Annotated in this window: 16 protein-coding genes and 1 tRNA gene; 8 read left to right on the top strand and 9 right to left on the bottom strand. The window is 65.4% G+C overall.

The window, feature by feature from the left end:
- Nucleotides 1–80: 80 nt before the first annotated feature.
- Entirely contained in the window at nt 81–413 is a 333-nt protein-coding gene (locus V8J55_RS04800; RefSeq protein WP_336444580.1) for a CC_3452 family protein, read from the bottom strand.
- Between the two features lie 125 nt (nt 414–538).
- Here V8J55_RS04800 and V8J55_RS04795 point away from each other — a divergent pair, with 125 nt between their 5' ends.
- The 3 genes from V8J55_RS04795 (at nt 539) to V8J55_RS04785 (ending at nt 3,052) form a co-directional block, all read left to right on the top strand.
- Nucleotides 539–1,060: a winged helix-turn-helix transcriptional regulator gene (locus V8J55_RS04795; RefSeq protein WP_336444579.1), complete on the top strand. Its 522-nt coding sequence runs from the start codon at nt 539–541 to the stop codon at nt 1,058–1,060.
- Nucleotides 1,061–1,124: 64 nt separating this feature from the next.
- The gene (locus tag V8J55_RS04790; RefSeq protein WP_336444578.1) at nt 1,125–2,249 is read left to right on the top strand and encodes a sensor histidine kinase; all 1,125 of its coding nucleotides are present in this window, start codon (nt 1,125–1,127) and stop codon (nt 2,247–2,249) included.
- Complete coding sequence (locus tag V8J55_RS04785) at nt 2,246–3,052, top strand: LytR/AlgR family response regulator transcription factor (protein WP_037517222.1); 807 nt, start codon at nt 2,246–2,248, stop codon at nt 3,050–3,052. Before V8J55_RS04790 ends, V8J55_RS04785 begins: the two co-directional genes overlap by 4 nt.
- A gap of 39 nt (nt 3,053–3,091) precedes the next feature.
- On the opposite strand, the gene ribA is transcribed toward V8J55_RS04785, so the two are convergent.
- The 4 genes from ribA to V8J55_RS04765 all read right to left on the bottom strand — a co-directional run bounded on the left by ribA (nt 3,092) and on the right by V8J55_RS04765 (nt 8,368).
- Nucleotides 3,092–4,147, bottom strand: coding sequence for a GTP cyclohydrolase II (gene ribA, locus V8J55_RS04780; RefSeq protein ID WP_336444577.1), 1,056 nt, complete (start codon nt 4,145–4,147; stop codon nt 3,092–3,094).
- Complete coding sequence (locus V8J55_RS04775) at nt 4,144–4,938, bottom strand: exodeoxyribonuclease III (RefSeq protein ID WP_336444576.1); 795 nt, start codon at nt 4,936–4,938, stop codon at nt 4,144–4,146. The genes ribA and V8J55_RS04775 overlap by 4 nt, the downstream gene beginning before the upstream one ends.
- Nucleotides 4,939–5,294: 356 nt before the next feature.
- The gene (locus V8J55_RS04770) at nt 5,295–5,927 is read right to left on the bottom strand and encodes a LolA family protein (RefSeq protein WP_336445706.1); all 633 of its coding nucleotides are present in this window, start codon (nt 5,925–5,927) and stop codon (nt 5,295–5,297) included.
- A gap of 125 nt (nt 5,928–6,052) precedes the next feature.
- Nucleotides 6,053–8,368: an FtsK/SpoIIIE family DNA translocase gene (locus V8J55_RS04765; RefSeq protein ID WP_336444575.1), complete on the bottom strand. Its 2,316-nt coding sequence runs from the start codon at nt 8,366–8,368 to the stop codon at nt 6,053–6,055.
- A gap of 125 nt (nt 8,369–8,493) precedes the next feature.
- Between V8J55_RS04765 and V8J55_RS04760 the strand changes: the two genes are divergently transcribed.
- Both V8J55_RS04760 and V8J55_RS04755 read left to right on the top strand, forming a co-directional pair.
- Nucleotides 8,494–9,735 (top strand): FAD-dependent monooxygenase, encoded by a 1,242-nt coding sequence (locus tag V8J55_RS04760; protein WP_336444574.1) that lies wholly within the window; start codon nt 8,494–8,496, stop codon nt 9,733–9,735.
- A 96-nt stretch (nt 9,736–9,831) separates the two neighbouring features.
- Nucleotides 9,832–10,530, top strand: a complete 699-nt coding sequence (locus tag V8J55_RS04755) for a sigma factor (protein ID WP_336444573.1) — start codon at nt 9,832–9,834, stop codon at nt 10,528–10,530.
- A gap of 6 nt (nt 10,531–10,536) precedes the next feature.
- Here V8J55_RS04755 and V8J55_RS04750 read toward each other — a convergent pair whose 3' ends face one another.
- Nucleotides 10,537–11,187, bottom strand: coding sequence for an LON peptidase substrate-binding domain-containing protein (locus tag V8J55_RS04750; protein WP_336444572.1), 651 nt, complete (start codon nt 11,185–11,187; stop codon nt 10,537–10,539).
- Complete coding sequence (locus V8J55_RS04745; RefSeq protein WP_336444571.1) at nt 11,187–12,098, bottom strand: tetratricopeptide repeat protein; 912 nt, start codon at nt 12,096–12,098, stop codon at nt 11,187–11,189. The genes V8J55_RS04750 and V8J55_RS04745 overlap by 1 nt, the downstream gene beginning before the upstream one ends.
- A 191-nt stretch (nt 12,099–12,289) precedes the next feature.
- On the opposite strand from V8J55_RS04745, the gene V8J55_RS04740 reads away from it, so the two are divergent.
- The 3 genes from V8J55_RS04740 (at nt 12,290) to V8J55_RS04730 (ending at nt 14,002) form a co-directional block, all read left to right on the top strand.
- Nucleotides 12,290–12,364, top strand: a tRNA-Gly gene (locus V8J55_RS04740).
- Between the two features lie 244 nt (nt 12,365–12,608).
- Nucleotides 12,609–13,295 carry a helix-turn-helix transcriptional regulator gene (locus V8J55_RS04735; protein ID WP_336444570.1) on the top strand — a complete coding sequence of 229 codons (687 nt, stop codon included), beginning with the start codon at nt 12,609–12,611 and terminating at the stop codon, nt 13,293–13,295.
- Between the two features lie 47 nt (nt 13,296–13,342).
- A complete protein-coding gene (locus V8J55_RS04730; RefSeq protein WP_336444569.1) occupies nt 13,343–14,002 on the top strand; it encodes a class I SAM-dependent methyltransferase in 660 nt (219 codons plus the stop codon).
- 12 nt (nt 14,003–14,014) lie between these two features.
- On the opposite strand, the gene V8J55_RS04725 is transcribed toward V8J55_RS04730, so the two are convergent.
- Together V8J55_RS04725 and V8J55_RS04720 are read right to left on the bottom strand one after the other, a co-directional pair.
- A complete protein-coding gene (locus tag V8J55_RS04725) occupies nt 14,015–14,935 on the bottom strand; it encodes a cation diffusion facilitator family transporter (RefSeq protein WP_336444568.1) in 921 nt (306 codons plus the stop codon).
- Complete coding sequence (locus V8J55_RS04720) at nt 14,919–18,128, bottom strand: efflux RND transporter permease subunit (RefSeq protein WP_336444567.1); 3,210 nt, start codon at nt 18,126–18,128, stop codon at nt 14,919–14,921. The genes V8J55_RS04725 and V8J55_RS04720 overlap by 17 nt, the downstream gene beginning before the upstream one ends.

Here is an 18,128-nt window from a genome sequence, read left to right as displayed (position 1 = left end):
GCCGGGAAGGGCGCGGAAAAGTCGCCGCGCCCCGCCCGCGAGGGGACGAAGCGCGGCGGCTTTCCGAGGCTTTTGGCCAGTTATTTTGTGGCGTTGCAGCGTGCGAGGTCGTCGGCTTCGAGTGCCTTGCCGCCTGCGCTGAAGCTCGTCACGGGACCGGCCGCCTTCGCAAGCGCCGAGCACATGATCAGCGGGCGGCTCGTTCCCTGGCCGGCGACACAGCTGGCGTCCTTGCACGCCCAGACGACATCGCGCGCGACGAAGCGCACCTGCGGCGCCGGGCTGGCGAGTTCGGCGCGATAATAGGTGCCGCCCGCGGCGGTGGCGGCCGATGCGAATGCGAGCCCGCCGAACAGCGCGGTGCCGGCGAACGCGAAAGAAGGGGTGCGGGGAGAAAGCTTGAATATGGGCATTGGGACCTCCTGTTTTTGCGCAACCAAAAGGTTGCGAAGCGCTACCTAGAGTTTGAGTTGCGAATTGCAACGGAGGCCCTATATTTTTTTGACGGATATGCCGATTTTACGTTAGGGCTTGGGTCATGGGAAAATTACGCGAACTGCTGAACGACATGGACGGGGGCAATTGCGCCCTGCCGCTGGCTCTGGAAGCAATGGGCGAGCGATGGTCGTTTATGATCCTTCGCGCGGCCTTCAACGGCGTCCATCATTTCGAGGAGTTCCAGCAGGAACTGAACATCGCGCGCAACATCCTGTCGAACCGGCTGTCGCGGCTGGTCGATCATGGCATTATGGCGCGCGAAGTGATGGCCGAGGACCGCCGCAAGGTTCAGTATCAGCTGACCGAAAAGGGCATCGAGCTGCTCCCCGCGATGATTGCGCTGCGCCAATGGGGCGAGAAATGGGGCGCGGGCGTGCCGTCGACCCCGGTGCTCGTCGATGCGCGCGACGAACAGCCGATCGGCCCCGTCACGCTCACCGCGCACGACGGCCGGGTGATCGGGTATAAGGAATTGCTGTGGAAGCATCGCGCGGAACTGCAGCCGCTTGGTCAGGCGCGCGTGCGCAGCGACGGCGGGCTGGCATCGGTAGCCGCCGAATGATCGGCTGCGCCGGTTTCCGATATCGCCCGCGCGGCGACTGACCATCGCCATCGCACAGACGCCCATGCCGCTTTTCCGACTGTCCTCGCCGGGCCCCTTTTTCGACAATAAGGTCCGCGCCTTCTGGAACCTGCAGATATTGGGCTGGGCCGCATGGCTCGGCCTGCGCGGGGTGTCGGGGCTCGCCAATGGCCAGGCCTTCACCTTCCTGATCCCCCAGACGATTTCGGCGATTACCGGCTTTTCGCTGACGCTGATCCTGTCGGCCTGTTACCGCGCGCTGATCAACCGCCGTCCGCTTTTGATGTGGGGCGTCAGTTTCGGGCTTGCCGGGATCGCGACCGCGCTCTGGGCCTTTATCGACGCGTGGGTCGCGCAAATCCAGAATCCGGCGAGCGAGGCGGGCTTCACCAGCCTGCTCCTCGGCGCGATGTATATCGACGCGACATCGCTCGCGGCCTGGTCGGCGCTCTATTTCGCGATCAACTATTTCCTTCAGCTTGAGGAACAGAATGACCGCGTCATCCGCCTCGAGGCGCAGGCGGCGTCGGCGCAGCTCGCGATGCTCCGTTACCAGCTCAACCCGCATTTCCTGTTCAACACGCTCAACAGCATTTCGACCCTCGTGCTCCTGAAACAGGCCGAGCCCGCCAATGCGATGCTGTCGCGCCTGTCGGCGTTCCTCCGCTACACGCTCGCGAATGAGCCGACCGCGCAGGTGACGCTGGCGCAGGAGATCGAGACGCTGAAGCTGTACCTCGAAATCGAGAAAATGCGCTTCGAGGAAAGGCTGCGTCCGCATTTTGCGATCGATCCGGCGGTCGCGCGGGCACGTTTGCCCTCGCTTTTGCTCCAGCCGCTCATCGAAAATGCGATCAAATATGCGGTGACGCCGCAGGAAGATGGCGCCGATATCACGCTGTCCGCACAGTTGGCCGGTCAAAATGTTCGGATTACCGTGTCCGACACCGGCGCGGGATTGTCAGCCGACCGCACGGACCCCACCACAGGCATTGCAACGGAATCGACTGGCGTGGGTTTAGCCAATATCAGGGACCGGTTGGCGCAGGCTTTTGGCGACCAGCACCGGTTCGACGTCCATGTGGGCGCTGAGGGCGGCTTCACGGTGGTAATCGAGTTTCCGTTCCAGCCCGATGGGCAAATGACGATTGGAACCGAGAGAACATGACGATCAGAACCATCCTGGTGGATGATGAAAAATTGGCCACCCAAGGCCTGCAACTGCGGCTCGAACCGCACACGGACGTCGAAATCGTCGACACCGCGCAAAATGGCCGCGAAGCCATCCGAAAGATCAAGACCCACAAGCCCGATCTGGTTTTCCTCGACATCCAGATGCCGGGTTTCGACGGCTTTTCGGTGATCCAGGGATTGATGGAGGTCGAACCGCCGCTGGTGGTGTTCGTCACCGCCTATTCGGATCACGCCATCCGTGCGTTCGAGGCGCAGGCGGTCGATTATCTCGTCAAGCCGGTCGAGCCCGAGCGGCTGGCCGATGCGCTCGACCGCGTCCGCCAGCGGCTCGCCGAAAAGCGTGGGGTCGCTGAAGTCGAGCGCCTCAAGACCGTGCTCGCCGAAGTCGCGCCCGAAGCGGTCGAGGATTATGACGCCGAGGTCGCCCCCGATACGCACGCCGCCGATCGCTATGAAAAGATGATCAACATCAAGGATCGCGGCCAAATCTTCCGCGTCGACGTCGACAGCATCGAACGCATCGACGCCGCGGGCGACTATATGTGCATCTACACCGCCGACAACAGCCTGATCCTGCGCGAAACGATGAAGGATCTGGAAAAGCGGCTCGACCCGCGCAACTTCCAGCGCGTCCATCGCTCGACGATCGTGAACCTGTCGCAGGTGAAGCAGGTCAAGCCGCACACCAACGGTGAATGCTTCCTCGTACTCGGATCGGGTGCGCAGGTGAAGGTCAGCCGCAGCTATCGCGACGTCGTCGCGCGCTTCGTGCATTGATTTGATGAAGGCGCCGGCATCGTCCGGCGCCTTCTTCGTTTAGAGCTGGTGCCCCGTGCGGTCGCGTTTCGTGGCCAGATATTGCTCGTTATATTTGTTCGTCGGCAGCGCGAGCGGAATGCGCTCGACCACCTCGACGCCTTCCTTCTCGAGCCGCGCGACCTTCTCCGGGTTGTTGGTCATCAGCCGGATCCGCGGGATATTCAGCAATTCGAGCATCCGCCCGGCAATCGCGAAATCGCGCGCCTCGACCGGAAAGCCGAGCCTGAGGTTCGCATCGACCGTGTCATAACCCTGATCCTGCAGCGCATAGGCGCGCAGCTTGTTGACGAGGCCGATACCGCGGCCTTCCTGCCGGAGGTAGAGCAGCACGCCCCACGGCGCGTCCGCCATCGCGTGGAGCGCGGCGTGGAGCTGCGGCCCGCAATCGCATTTGAGGCTGCCGAGCACGTCGCCGGTCAGGCATTCGCTGTGTAGGCGAACGACGGGCGGATTGCCGTCGCGTTTGCCGATGACGAGCGCGACATGGTCCGACGCTTCTTCGGGCGAGCGGAAGGCAATGATTTCGGCGCTTTCGCTGGCTTCGACGGGAAGGCGCGCGCGCGCGGCGATCTGAAGGCGCGCCGGGTCGAGCAGCGCAGCGACGTCGTCGACACTGCACTCGGTCTCAGCTTCGCCAGTCGCCTCGCGCACAAAGAAAGCAGGGAGCAGTCCGGCGTGACGCGCCATGGTCATCGCGGCGGTCGCTGCCGCTTCGCCGCCCGTCGCGATGGTACGAAAAGGTCCTTTGAGCGGGTTCGCAAGATCGAGCGCCGGATCGGCGATCGCGAGCGCCGCGGTGACCGTATCGCCGGCACTCGCCAACCGGACTGGACCCGGCGTCGCGGCAACGCGCTGATTGGTCAGCTTGAGCGTGACCGCGCGTTCGCCCGAGAGCAGCAGGTCATGGTTTCCAAGCTCGGCAAGCGCCTCGTCGCGTGCGCTTTCAACCGCGAGCAGATCGAGCGACCCGTCCGCGCCAACCACACGAAACGGCCAGCCGCGCCGCAGCGCGTCGATGGCGCGCGCCGCCCGACGGGCGCCGGCATCGCTCAAAAATCGAACTCGGTGATCAGCGGGATATGGTCCGACGGCCGTTCCCAGCTACGCGCGGGCTGGACGATGCGGTGCGACACCGCCTTGGGCATCAGATCGGGGGTGACCCACATATGGTCGAGGCGGCGGCCGCGGTTCGACGCTTCCCAATCCTTCGCGCGATAGCTCCACCAGGTGTAGAGTCGCTCCGGCGCCGGGATGAAGTGACGCCCGAGGTCGACCCAGTTCGATGCCGCCTGCAGCCGTGCGAGCGTTTCGACCTCGATCGGGGTGTGGCTGACGACGTCGAGCAGCGCCTTATGGTTCCAGACGTCGCTTTCCAGCGGTGCGACGTTAAAATCGCCGGTCAGAACCGTTGGCGCATCGACAAGGGCGCTCGACCATTCGGTCATGCGGCCGAAGAAATCGAGTTTCTGGCCGAATTTCGGATTGAGGGTGCGGTCGGGAATGTCGCCGCCCGCGGGGATATAGACATTGTCGAGCCGCACGCCCGACGGCAGCGTCACGCCGACGTGGCGCGCCTCGCCATTCGCCTGCCAGTCATATTTGCGCACGTCGGTCAGCGGCAGTTTGCTGACGATCGCGACGCCGTGGTGCATCCGCTGGCCGTGGGTGACGATATGCTGATAACCCAGCCGTTTGAACATCTCGGGCGGGAACAGCGTGCATTCGACCTTCGTCTCCTGCAGGCAGAGGACGTCGGGGGCTTCTTCGCGAAGGAATTTTTCGACGATGCCTATCCGGGCGCGGACGCTGTTGATGTTCCACGAAGCGATGCTGGTGCGAGTCATCCGGCGGCTCTATCGGTGCGCGCGGGGGGGCGCAACGTCCCAAACACCGGATAAATTAAACCCCCGTCCCAGGGGCGGTGGAACGGGGGTTCAAGGTCAGCGTTCGTCACGCTCTTGAATGAAGATGCCTGGCAACCCGGTGGGGCAACAGGGGGAAACCCAAATCCGGGGGCCGTGTTGGCGCCTTCGAGAGATGAAATAGACGGTCTTCCCTGTCGCCAAGCTGAACGAAAATGGACGGCTCCGCGCCGTTTTTGCAGTTCGTCGATGCGGGGCGACGGTTGGTCCGGAAAAATGGCGCCGAATCCGTTTCGCAGATTCGGCGCCATGATTTTGAAAGCCGCGGCCGGGTTGAGTCAGCCCGCGCGACCGCGCTGCTTGGGACGCGGATCGGTCCATTTGAACGCCGAGTCGGCGACCGCGACGTTGAATTTCTGATTGGTGAGGTCGATCCGCGTCCGGTTGTTCTGCGAATCAAGCGCGACCCAGCCGCGCAGGCGCAGCCCCGCGGGCGCCGAGCCGTCGCGGACGAATACCATGGTAATCGTACCATATTCGGGGCGCTTGGGATCCTTGACCTCGACGCTGAGCACGTCGTTGCTCCCAGTCGGCAGGACCTTGGCATATTTGGTGAGGTCACGGTCGGGGTCGAGCAGCGCGCCGAGCGGCGAATTCTTCACCGGCCAGCGCTGCACCTGCTTCACTTCATAATCGATCATCGTCAGCGAACTGCCGTCGCCGACGATCAGCAAAGGCACGTCTTTCTGATACTGGAACCGGATCTTGCCGGGCCGTTTCAGCGTCAGCTTGCCGCTCAGCCGCTGGCCGTTGCGATCGGTCTGCACGAAATCGGCGGTCATCGAGCTGGTCGACTTGAGATGCGACTGCACCGACGACAGCGCGCTCGCCGATTGGGCGATTGCGGGCGCGCCGATGGCGAGGCCGGCGGCGGCCAGCGGCGCGAGCGTCCAGGCAGCAAGGCGGGTCATATTCGTCTTCAGGGTCATCTGGCTCTCATTTTCAAACATAGGGGCCGGTCATCGCAGGCGGGCATTGAACCCGCGCTGAACCTGTCGTTAGACGCTGTTCAAGTCGTGAGGCCGGCAATGGTTCCTCACCTTTGCTGGCCGTACTGGTCGGTGAGCACGTCGCGGCGGCCGACGTGGTTGGGCGGACTCACCAGCCCCTCCTCCTCCATCCGCTCGATCAGCCGCGCCGCGCTGTTGTAACCGATGCGCAGCTGCCGCTGCAGCCAGCTCGTCGAGGCTTTCTGGCTTTCGACGACGATCTGGCAGGCCTTGGCGTACATGCGGTCCTCGGCGCTGTCGCCGCCCGCGGGGGCGCCCTCCATCGCGAAACCGCCATCCTCGGGGTCCTCGGTGACGCTTTCGACATAGTCGGGGCGACCCTGGCCCTTCCAGTGATCGGCAACCGCGCGGACTTCGTCGTCCGAAACGAACGGCCCGTGGATACGCGTGATCTGCTTGCCGCCGGGGACGTACAGCATGTCGCCCTTGCCGAGCAGCTGTTCGGCGCCCGCTTCGCCAAGGATCGTGCGGCTGTCGATTTTCGAGGTGACGTTGAAGCTGATGCGCGTCGGCAGGTTCGCCTTGATGACACCGGTGATGACATCGACCGAGGGGCGCTGCGTCGCGAGGATCAGGTGAATGCCCGCCGCGCGCGCCTTTTGCGCGAGCCGCTGGATCAGGAATTCGACCTCCTTGCCCGCGGTCATCATCAGGTCGGCGAGTTCGTCGACGACGACGACGATCTGCGGCAGCGGCGCATAATCGAGCGTCTCTTCCTCATAGACCGGCTGGCCGGTGTCGGGATCATAGCCCGTCTGGACGCGGCGCCCGAGCGACTTGCCCTTGGCGAGCGCACCGCGCACCTTGTCGTTGTAGGAGGCGAGGTTGCGCACCGACAGCGACGACATCATCCGGTAGCGGTCCTCCATCTGCTCGACCGCCCATTTCAAGGCGCGGATCGCCTTCTTGGGCTCGGTGACGACGGGAGCGAGCAGGTGCGGAATATCGTCATAGACGCTGAGTTCCAGCATCTTGGGGTCGATCATGATCATCTTCACCTGGTCGGGGCCGAGGCGATAGAGGAGCGACAGGATCATCGCGTTGAGGCCGACCGATTTACCCGACCCCGTCGTACCCGCGATCAGCAAGTGTGGCATCGGGGCCAGGTCGGCGATCATCGCGTCGCCGCTGATATTCTTCCCCAGGATGATCGGCAGCGCGCCGGTCTGGTCCTGAAACAGTGCGCTGCCGATGATTTCGTGGAGCACCACCGATTCGCGATGCGCGTTGGGCAGTTCGATGCCGATCACGGTGCGCCCGGGGATCGGCGCGATACGCGCCGACAGCGCCGACATGTTGCGCGCGATATCGTCGGCGAGGTTCGACACGCGGCTCGCCTTGGTGCCGGGCGCGGGCTCGAGTTCGTACATGGTGACCACCGGGCCGGGGCGCACCGCGGTGACGACGCCCTTGACCTGGAAATCCTCGAGCACCGATTCGAGCAAGCGCGCGTTGCGTTCGAGCCCCGCCTTGTCGATCTGCCCGGTCGGCCCCGGCGGGGGCGGCGCGAGCAGGTCGATCGACGGCAATTGGTAATTGGTGAACAGCTCGGTCTGCGGTTTCGGCTTGAGTTTCGAGGGCGCGGTGCGCTCCGCCGGGTCGGCGATTTCGGGCGGGGCGCGGTCGCTCGGCTCGGCAACCGCGCGCGGCCGCACGACCCGATCCATCAGGTTCGGCGCCTTCACCTCGTCGCTTGGCACCCGCGCGGGTTCGACAATGCGGCTGCTGCCCTCGACCGCGGGCAGCTTGAAGCGCGACGCCCATCCCTTTTCGAGCCGCAACGCGCGCCACGCGAGCCACAGGCCGAGCCCGACGAGCAGCAGGATCGTCGCAAAGCGGATCAGCGCCGCAGCGGGCTCGCCCGCCTGCGCGAACAACGGCGCGATCGCGCCGCCGATCAGCAACGCGATGATCCCGCCCCAGCCCGCGGGCATCGGCGCGTTCGTCGCGGGCGACCAGAGTTCGGCGCCCAGCCCGACGAGCAGGATGCCGATGAAGCTGTAGGCAAGCTGGCGCGGCCAATAGGGCTGCGCCTCGCCCGTCCACAGCCGCCACGCGATGATGCCGAGCAGCGGCAGCAGCAGGACAATGGGCGCCCCGCCGATCGACAGGCCGAGGTCGGCAAACCATGCGCCCGCACCGCCCATCCAGTTGGCGGCGGTGCCGTGGGCGGCGGTGTTCAGCGCCGCATCGGTGCTGTCATAGGTGACGAGCGCGAGGGTCAGGAAGAGCGTGAACAGGCCGAGCGCCACCGCCGCGGCGATCACGAGCGATCGCGCGATGCTTTGGCGGAAAACCGTGCGCCAATCGGCCTTTGCGGGTGCGGCCTTGCGGCTAGCCATGCTCTTTTTCCGGTCCCTGTCAGTTAACCACGGCGATATGCGCATGGGGCGGACTCGTCGTCAAGCACGGCCCCGCGCTCGCCCACAGCCTTTCCAACCGCCCTGCCGCACGCTAGGGCAACGGCATGAGTGAAACGCTGCGCAGCGATGTCCTGATTTCGGGTGGCGGCCTTGTCGGCCAGGCGCTCGCCCTTGCCCTTGCCCACCATGGCCTGTCGGTCCAGATCGTCGATCCCGCCGACCCGGTGACGACGATCGCGCCGGGGTTCGACGGCCGCGCCTCGGCGATTGCCAGCGCGACCTGGCAGATGTTCGAAGTGCTGGGGATTGCCGATCGCCTTGCCGGGCATGGCTGCCCGATCCGCGCCATCAAGGTGGGCGATGGCGCCCCCGATAGCGGCCGCGGCGGCGAACTCGACTTCGTCACCGCTGACGGTGATCCGCCGCTCGGGACGATGGTCGAGAATCGCCAGCTCCGCCTCGCGCTTGCCGCTTTGCTCGCTGACGCGCCGCTCGTCCGCCTGCTGATGCCGGCACAGGTCGTGTCGCGCGAGATAGACGCGCATGGCGTCACGCTGACGCTCGCCGACGGGAAAAGGCTCGCGGCGCCGCTGCTGATCGTTGCCGAAGGCCGCCGCTCTCCGACGCGCGACGCCGCGGGGTTCAGCATCGCGAACTGGTCGTACCATCATCATGCGATGATCGGCGCGGTTGCGCATGAAAAGCCGCACGGCAATGTCGCGCATGAAATCTTCTACCCCTCGGGCCCCTTCGCGCTGCTGCCGCTCGTCGATGACGAACGGGGGCGCCACCGTTCGGCCTTCGTCTGGACGGTCGCCGAAAAGGACGGTCCCGGTTTCGCCAAGCTCGGCGAGCGCGGCTTTATCGCCGAATTGCAGAAGCGCGCCGGCGGGGTGCTTGGCGCGATGGAGCTGGTGGCGCCGCGGATGACCTATCCGCTCGGCTTCCACCACAGCGCGTCGATCGTCGCCGACCGTATCGCGCTCGTCGGCGATGCCGCGCACGGCATCCACCCGATCGCGGGGCAGGGGCTCAACCTTGGCCTGCGCGACGTTGCCGCGCTGACCGAAGTGCTCGTCGAGGGCGCGCGGCTCGGGCTCGATCTTGGCGATGCGGCGCTGCTCGCGCGCTATCAGCGCTGGCGCGGGCTCGACAATATGATGGTCAGCCTCGCGACCGACGGGCTGACGCGGCTGTTCGGCATTCCGGGCCGCACCGCCGCCGCGGTGCGGCGCACCGGGCTCGGCGCGGTGCAGCGGATGCCGATGCTCAAACGTTTCTTCATGGACGAGGCGCGCGGCGAGGCGGGCGATCTGCCGCGCCTGCTCGCGGGCGCCGAGGTCTAGGTATTACTACCTAGGGCGCCGGCAGCGCGGCGCTAAGCATGACATCCTATCCCTGAGCGTGCGGTAACCACGCCGCGGCAGGATGGGGGCGGGGCCATGTCGGCAAAAAGCGACGCGTTCGAAGCAGCGGTGACGGACTATATTCAGGCGCGAACCGCGCTCGACGCGGTGCCGGGGGCGCGGACGCGGGCTTTGACCGACCGCAGCTTCGCCCGGCTGGCGGCGCTCGCCGCGCCGCGTATCCGCTATTTCACGCGAAGCTATGGGCTGATCGATGTCGCCGAGGATGCCGCGCAAGTGTGCGCGATCGCATTGCATCGCGCCGCCGAACGCTATGATCCGGCGCGGGCGCGCTTCACCACCTATGTGAACTGGCAATTCCGCGCCGAACTGCAGGCGCTGCGGCACCGGCTTCATGGCGACCAGCGCTGCGCCGGGCGGCGGCATGTCACCGCGACGCTATCGCTCGACGCGTTGCAGGAGGAGGGCGCCGACGCGTGGCTGACCGATCCGGCGGCCGAAAATGCGACCGAACAGGGCGCGGCGGACAATCTTGCCGCGCTTCTGGCCGACCGGCTGGTCGAGGAGTGGGCGAGCCGTCGCCGCGCCAGGCTCGGCGCATCGCGCGGCGATGAAAGCCGGATGGAAACCCGGCTCGCCGCCGAAAAGAAGCTCGTTCGGCACCATCTGATGGTGAGCGACGCGGCGGAACGGCTGCGCGAAAGCGACCGGCATGTCGTACGCCGGGCGCTTGCCGACATCGTTCATCATGCGCCCGCCCGCAAACTTAACTGAACGCATCTATTGCAGCGTGGCGCGGCCGTCGTCGCCGTCGAAACGGCCGAAAAATTGCATCAGCTGAACGACGAGTTCGGCGCGCGCGTCGATCGGCGTCGCTTCGAGCAGCGCCTGCTTCGCGGCGGCATCGAACGGTGCGACCTGCGCGATGCCGTTGACGAGCGTGGCGTCGTCGAGCTGGCCGACCGAATCCCAGTCGACGACATAGCCCTGCCGCGCCGCAAAGCGCTTGGCCTCGCGTTCGAGGCTCGCGCGCTCGATGCTCGCGAGCACCGCCTCTTCCTCGGCTTCGAGTTCGATCTCGGCCTCGACCTGCCGGAACGGCGTCGTGACGTCGAGTTCGCGGCGGACGCGAAAGCGCGCGACGCCTTCGAGGACGAGGTTGAAGCGCCCCTCGTCGAGCGCCTCGACGTCGACGATCCGGCCGACGCAGCCGACGTCATAGAGCGCGGGCGGTTCGCGATCCTCTTCGCCGGGAAGCTGGCGCGGCTGGATCATCCCGATCTGCCGGTCGCGCGCGAGTACCTCCTGCACCATCGCCGAATAGCGCGGCTCGAAGATATGCAGCGGCAGGTGCAGCCCGGGGAAAAGCACCGCGCCGGTGAGCGGAAAGATCGCGATCCGCTGGATAGTCAGGGGCGCGGTTTCGCCCATCAGCCGAACAGGATCAGCGACAGGCGGCGGCGCTGGGCGGCGACCCACGCATCCTCAAGGCCGACGGCTTCGAACAGCGAGAGCAGCTTGGCGCGCGCGGCGTCCTCGTTCCATTCGCGATCGGCGGCGACGATGTGGAGCAGATTGTCCGCGGCGGCATCGCGCTGACCCGCGCCGATCTGCGCGCTCGCAAGGTCGAAGCGTGCCTGATGGTCACCGGGATTCGCGGCCACCGCAGCCTCGAAGGCGGCGAGCTCGCCGGCGTCGGGGGCATCGGCGGCGAGCGCAAGCGCGCTTTTCGCCTGCGCGATCGCGGGATCTTCGCCGATCTCGGCCGGAACGACATCGAGCGCGGCCTGCGCCCCCTCGATATCGCCCGCAAGCACAAGCGCGCGAATCAGCCCGCCATGCGCCGCGGCATTGTCGGGCGCCATGTCGATGATCTGCGCAAAGACGCTTGCGGCGCGCGGACCGTCGCCTTCGGCCAGAACGCTTTCGCCCATTTCGATCAGCGGGGCGATTTCGATCGCGCGCGCGGTCGCCTCGCTCTCGATCGGCAGCTGCGCGAGCAGCTGGTCGAGAATCGCCTTGAGCTGGCTTTCGGTGCGTGCGTTGGTCAGGTTGGCGACCGGCTGGCCCTGGAAGATCGCATAGACGGTCGGGATCGACTGGACCTGGAACTGGCCGGCGATGAAGCGATTCGCGTCGACGTCGACCTTGACCAGTACGACGCCCTTGTCGGCATAATCTTCGGCGACCTTTTCGAGCACCGGGCCGAGCTGCTTGCACGGTCCGCACCATTCGGCCCAGAAATCGAGGATGACGAGGCTGGTCATCGAGGGTTCGACGACGTCGCGGCGGAAGGCTTCGACGGCTTCCTTTTCGGTGGGATTCAGACCGAGCGTGGCCACGCAGATATGCTCCTGTTTTGATTTGCCGTCGCTTCTGCGCCGGCGGAAAGACTCTTGCCCCGCTTATGTGGGATTTGCGGGCGATATGCCAACCCTTCGGAGAAAATGCACAATCAGGGGTTGCCGAGTCAAAAAGCCGGTGCTAATCGCCCGCCTCACCCGCTGGAACCGACCGGTTTCCAGCCGCCAGAGCGGGCGTAGCTCAGGGGTAGAGCACAACCTTGCCAAGGTTGGGGTCGAGGGTTCGAATCCCTTCGCCCGCTCCAGTTTTCTTCCTAAAATCAGCGATTTAGTGAGGCGCGGATCGCGTCGTCACTGATGGCGAGCGCGTGGGGACGGGGCCTTGTCTCCATATTGTCACCAGCTCCAAGCGAGGATCCGGATGGGTCGGCGGTATCTCGCGTAGGTGCCGACACGGGGCTGCTCCCGGCGGCGATCCGGTTCGAATTATCCCGTCCGCGAGACAATCGACGAATGACGGCGCCGGATCGCCGCGTTAGCCTGCCGCCGATGGCGAAGAATTTCTGGCAGGGCGCCTTGCGCATCGAGGGCGAGACGGCTTGGTGGTCGGGCACGATCGGCGATGCGATTCCCCATCGTCATTTTGCGGCCCAGGCGGTCTTCGCGGATTCGCCCGTGCGCGCCATCGGTAGCGACGGCCGCGAAATTTCGGGCACCTGCCTGTTGATCGAACCCAACGCCCGGCACCAACTGCTCCCGTCCGCCGGTGCGGATATCTGTTTTGTCGAACCGACCGCCGGCTTCGGTCCGCCGGACAAGCTGCGAGATCGCATCGAAGTAGGCCGGTTCCAGATTGTGCCGGGCGCTGCGACGCGTCCCTTCTGGCAAGACTGGATGACGCGCGCCCCGCGGCGAAGCATCGACACGCGCATCTCGGACATGATTGCCACGATCGAACAGCGCCTCCCGCTCGGCACGGTTCGTCTGTTCGATGTCGCCGCCGGGACGCGGCTTTCGGTCGGTCGGCTTCGGCACCTCTTCGCTTCCGAGATTGGTATGCCGTTCCAACGCTATATCCTGTGGCGGCGCCTGAGCGCGGCGTTCGAGGGGCTGCTGGCAGGATCGAACATCACCGAGGCCGCCCATGGAGCCGGCTTTGCCGACGCCGCGCATTTTGCCCGGACGATCAAGGCCATGTTCGGCATCCGCGCCAGCGACATCATTCTGGAGCGATAGCCGCATCGTTCAAGCGTACCGGTCCCCGCGGGGCTAGTGTCCTGATCATGGCAGACACAAATCGAGATTTCGTGCCCGCGCTGGGCAAGGCGGGCAATATCGAGCGATATGATGCGGTGCTCGCCTTGATGACGCGCGAGAAGAGGTGGCGGGGCGAGCTGGTGAAGCTCGTCGCTCCGGGGGCCGGCGAGACGATCGTCGATATCGGATGCGGCACCGGAACGCTTGCGATAGCGCTGAAGGCGGCGGCCCCGACCAGCATCATCTTGGGCGTCGATCCCGATCCGGATATACTCGACATCGCCCGCAGAAAGGCAGGAGAGGCGGATGCGGACATCCTCTGGTTCGAGGCGATGGGCGATGCGCTCGATCCAATCGGCCCGCTCCAGCAATGCGACAAGATCGTCTCGAGCCTCGTGCTCCATCAATGCCCGATGGAGGTGAAGGAAGCGATCGTCGGTCAGATGTGGCGGCTGCTGAAACCGGGCGGCGGGCTCTACATCGCCGACTATGGCGAGCAACGCTCGCTCCTGATGCGAACTTTGTTCCGTCAGGTCCAGATGATCGATGGCTTCGAGCTTACCGAGCCGAATGCGCGGGGCTGCGTCCCCGAAATCCTGTGCAGCGCGGGTTTTCGCGATGTCGAGGAAGTCCGGGCCATCCAGACCCCGACGGGCTCGATCTCCCTCTATCGGGCGGAGCGCTAGCACGCGCCGCGGCTAGTCATGCTCCGGCTCGGCGCATTGCTCGCTGGCGGATTCCATCTGTAATGTCGCGTGCGCGATTGCGAACGCGTCGTGCAACGCTTCCGAAACCGCCAGCCGAACGGCGTCCGCTTCGCGCCCCGGCGTCAGGACGACATGCGCCGTCAGGCTCATATCGCGGCCTGCGATGGACCAGAGATGGAGGTCATGGACTTCGGCCACACCCTCGACAGCTGCGATGCTTGCGCGCACCGCCCCCAGATCGACGCCGCGCGGAACGCCTTGCAGCAGGATATTGGTGGTGTCGCGCAGAAGAATCCACGTCCGCGGCAGCACCCAGAGACCGATCGCGATCGCGACGATCGGGTCGACCCAGCTCCAGCCGGTGAAATGGATCAGGATCGCGGCCCCGATGACCCCGAGCGAACCGAGCATATCGGCCCAGACCTCGAGATAGGCGCCTTTGACGTTGAGGCTCTCATCCTTGCCGCCCGCAAGCACGCGCATCGATACAAGATTGATGATGAGCCCTGCGGCGGCAACCGCCAGCATGCCGAGCGACTGGACCTCCTGCGGCTCGACGAAACGCTTGATCCCTTCGTAGAGAATGTAAGCGGCAACCGCGAAGAGCAGCAGCGCATTGAACGCTGCGGCGAGGATTTCGAAGCGGCGGTAGCCATAGGTGCGCTTGACGTCGGCGGGGCGGCGGCCGATGCGGATCGCGGCCAGCGCAATCGCGAGCGCGGCCGCATCGGTGAACATATGCGCCGCATCGGAGAGCAGGGCGAGGCTGTTGAACAGCCACGCCCCTACCAGTTCGGCGACGAGAAATGTGCCCGTCAGCGCCAGCGCGATTGTCAGGCTCCGGCTGTTCGCGCCCGCCGCATGGTCGTGCCCGGAATGGCCGCCCTCTTTTTGACTATGCGAATGCGCCATCGTTCGTCCTTTCGTCCTTCAGCGCGCGTCCGCCTCCATAACGCGCGTAGAGCGTCGGAAGTACGAACAGGGTGAGCAAGGTCGCCGAGATCAGCCCCCCGATCACCACTGTCGCGAGCGGTTTCTGCACCTCGGCGCCGGCGCCGGTCGCTAGCGCCATCGGCACGAATCCGAGACTTGCGACAAGCGCGGTCATCACCACGGGACGCAGGCGCATGAGCGCGCCTTGCCGCGCGGCTTCCGCCCGCGCCATGCCCGAGCGCATCAGCTCCTGGATCGACGACACCATCACGAGCCCGTTGAGCACCGCGATACCCGACAGCGCGATGAACCCGACTGCTGCCGAGATGGAGAAATCCATGCCGCGCAGGAACAGGGCAAGCACGCCGCCGATCAACGCCAGCGGCACCCCGGTGAACACGATCGCCGCGTCGCGCGGCGAACGAAGCGCGCCGTAGAGCAGCAGCAGGATCAGGATGAAACACGCCGGGATGACGAGCAGGAGCCGATCGCGAGCGGAGGCCAGATTCTCGAACTGTCCGCCCCATTCGAGGTAGCTGCCCGCGGGTAAGCGGACATCCTTCGCGATACCTGCCTTGGCATCGGCGACGACGTCGGAAATCGCGCGGCCGCGAACATTGGCCTGGACGACGACGCGCCGCTTGCCATTTTCGCGACTGATCTGGTTGGGTCCATCGACGACGCGGATGTCGGCGACGCTGGCAAGCGGCACGAAAGAGCCGCCGGGAACGCGGACCTGCACCTGTTCGAGCACCGAGAGGTCCGAGCGCTGCGCGTCCGACAGCCGGACGACCACGGGGAAGCGGCGGTCGCCCTCGAAGATCGTGCCGGCCTGGCGGCCGCCGATCGTCGCGGTTACGACATCCTGCACATCCTGTGCGGTGACGCCGAGTCGCGCCATCGCCTCGCGGTTCGCCCGAATATCGAGCATCGAGAGACCTTCGGTTTCTTCGACACGCACATCGGTCGCGCCAACGGTCTTCCGCAAGATCGCGGCGATTTCCTGCGCGGTCCGGGTCATGGCGTCGAAGTCGTCGCCATAGACTTTGACGGCAATGTCGCCGCGTACGCCGGCGATGAGCTCGTTGAAGCGCATCTGGATCGGCTGCGTGATCTCATAGGCATTGCCCGCAATCTCGTTCAGCTCCTTTTCCAGCCGTTCGACCAGTTCGGCCTTGGGCAGGCTGGGGTCGGGCCACTCCTTTCGGGGTTTCAGGATCACGAAATTGTCGGTCGCATTGGGCGGCATCGGATCGGAGGCGAGGTCAGCCGTTCCGGTCTTCGAGAAGACGATGTCGACCTCGGGCTGCTTCGAGAGCATCCGTTCGATCGGCACCTGCATCGCCTGGCTCTGCTGGACCGAGGTCGAGGGAACGCGGAACGCCTGGATAAGCAGGTCGCCCTCGTCGAGCTGCGGCAAGAACACCTGGCCGAGCGAGAAGAAGGCAAGGATTGCGACGACGAACCCGCCGATCCCGGCGCCGAGCGTGACCTTGGGTTTGCTCATCGCCCGGTCGAGACCGGGTTCGTAGCGTTGCTTCAGCCACACCATGACGCGGCCCTCCTTCTCCTCGACGCGCTTGGAGAGCCAGATGGCGATCGCGGCCGGCACGAAGGTGAGCGAGAGGATGAAAGCGAAGGCGAGCGCAATGATCACGGTCAGCGCCATCGGAATGAAGGTCTTGCCTTCGACACCGCTCAAGGTGAGCAAAGGCACATAGACGAGGATGATGATCGCCTGGCCATAGACCGAGGGGCGCACCATCTCGCGCGCCGCCGCTGCGACCGAAGCAAGCCTCTCCTGAAGCGTCAGGATCCGCCCCTCGCGGTGCTGGAACTCGGCCATGCGTCGCAGCGCATTTTCGACGATGATGACGGCGCCATCGACGATCAGGCCGAAGTCGAGCGCGCCGAGGCTCATCAGGTTCGCCGACACGCCAGCGCGCAGCATACCGAAGCTGGTGAGGAGCATGGTGATCGGGATAACGAGCGCCGCGATCAGCGCCGCGCGGAAATTGCCGAGCAGCAGGAAGAGCACGACGATAACAAGCAGCGCGCCCTCGGTCAGGTTCTTGCCGACCGTCCAGATCGTCGAATTGACGAGCTTGGTGCGATCGAGAACCGGCTCGATGACGACGTCGGGCGGGAGCGACGCGTTGGTCGCTTCGAGCCGGTCGGCAACCGCGGTCGCGACGGCTCGGCTGTTCTCGCCGATGCGCATGATCGCGGTGCCGACGACGACCTCGGTGCCATTCTCCGATGCCGAGCCCATGCGTACGGCTTGGCCGGTACGGACGCTTGCCACCTGGTCGAGCGTGATCGGTACGCCCGACCGCGTCGCGACCACGACCCGCGACAGCTCGGCGGTATCGCGAATGAGCGCATCGGAACGAACGGCAAGCCCTTCGCCGTTGCGTTCGACGACCCCGCCGCCGACGCTTGTGTTGTTGCGTTCGAGGGCTTCGGCAAGATCGGTGAGGCTGAGGTCGAGCGCCGCCAGCCTTTGCACATCGGGCACGACCATATATTGCTTCGAATAGCCGCCGATCGCATCGATCCCGGCGACGCCCGGGACGGTACGGAGCAGCGGCGTGACGATCCAGTCCTGCGCGGTGCGAAGATAGGTGGCCTTGTCCGCCTCGGTGACGAGGCGTTCGCCCTCGGGCGTTACATAGCTGCCGTCGGGTTGGAGGCCGGGTTCGCCGGGCTTGTGCGTATCGTCCTTGCGGTGCGCGAGACGCACCGTCCACATATAGACTTCGCCGAGACCCGTCGCGATCGGACCCATCTCGGGCCGGACGCCGTCGGGCATGGTCTCGGTCGCTTCATTGAGGCGCTCGCCGACCTGCTGGCGCGCAAAATAGATATCGGTCCCATCGGTGAAAACGGCCGTGACCTGTGCGAAACCGTTGCGGCTCAGCGAGCGTGTATATTCAAGCCCTGGAATCCCCGCGAGCGCAGTCTCGATCGGGAAGGCGACCTGCTTCTCGACAAGTTCGGGTGAAAGCGCCGGCGCGCGGACGTTGATCTGGATCTGGTTGTTGGTGATGTCGGGAACCGCGTCGATCGGCAGGCGCGACAGCGCGAAGGCTCCGATGACGGCGGCAATGGCGGTGAGCAGGACGACAAGCCAGCGCTTCTCGACCGCCCAGGTGACGGTGCGGGCGATCAT

Source organism: Sphingopyxis sp. CCNWLW2 (genome assembly GCF_037095755.1).
Lineage (GTDB): Bacteria > Pseudomonadota > Alphaproteobacteria > Sphingomonadales > Sphingomonadaceae > Sphingopyxis.
This window is presented reverse-complemented; position numbering and strand designations above follow the sequence as displayed.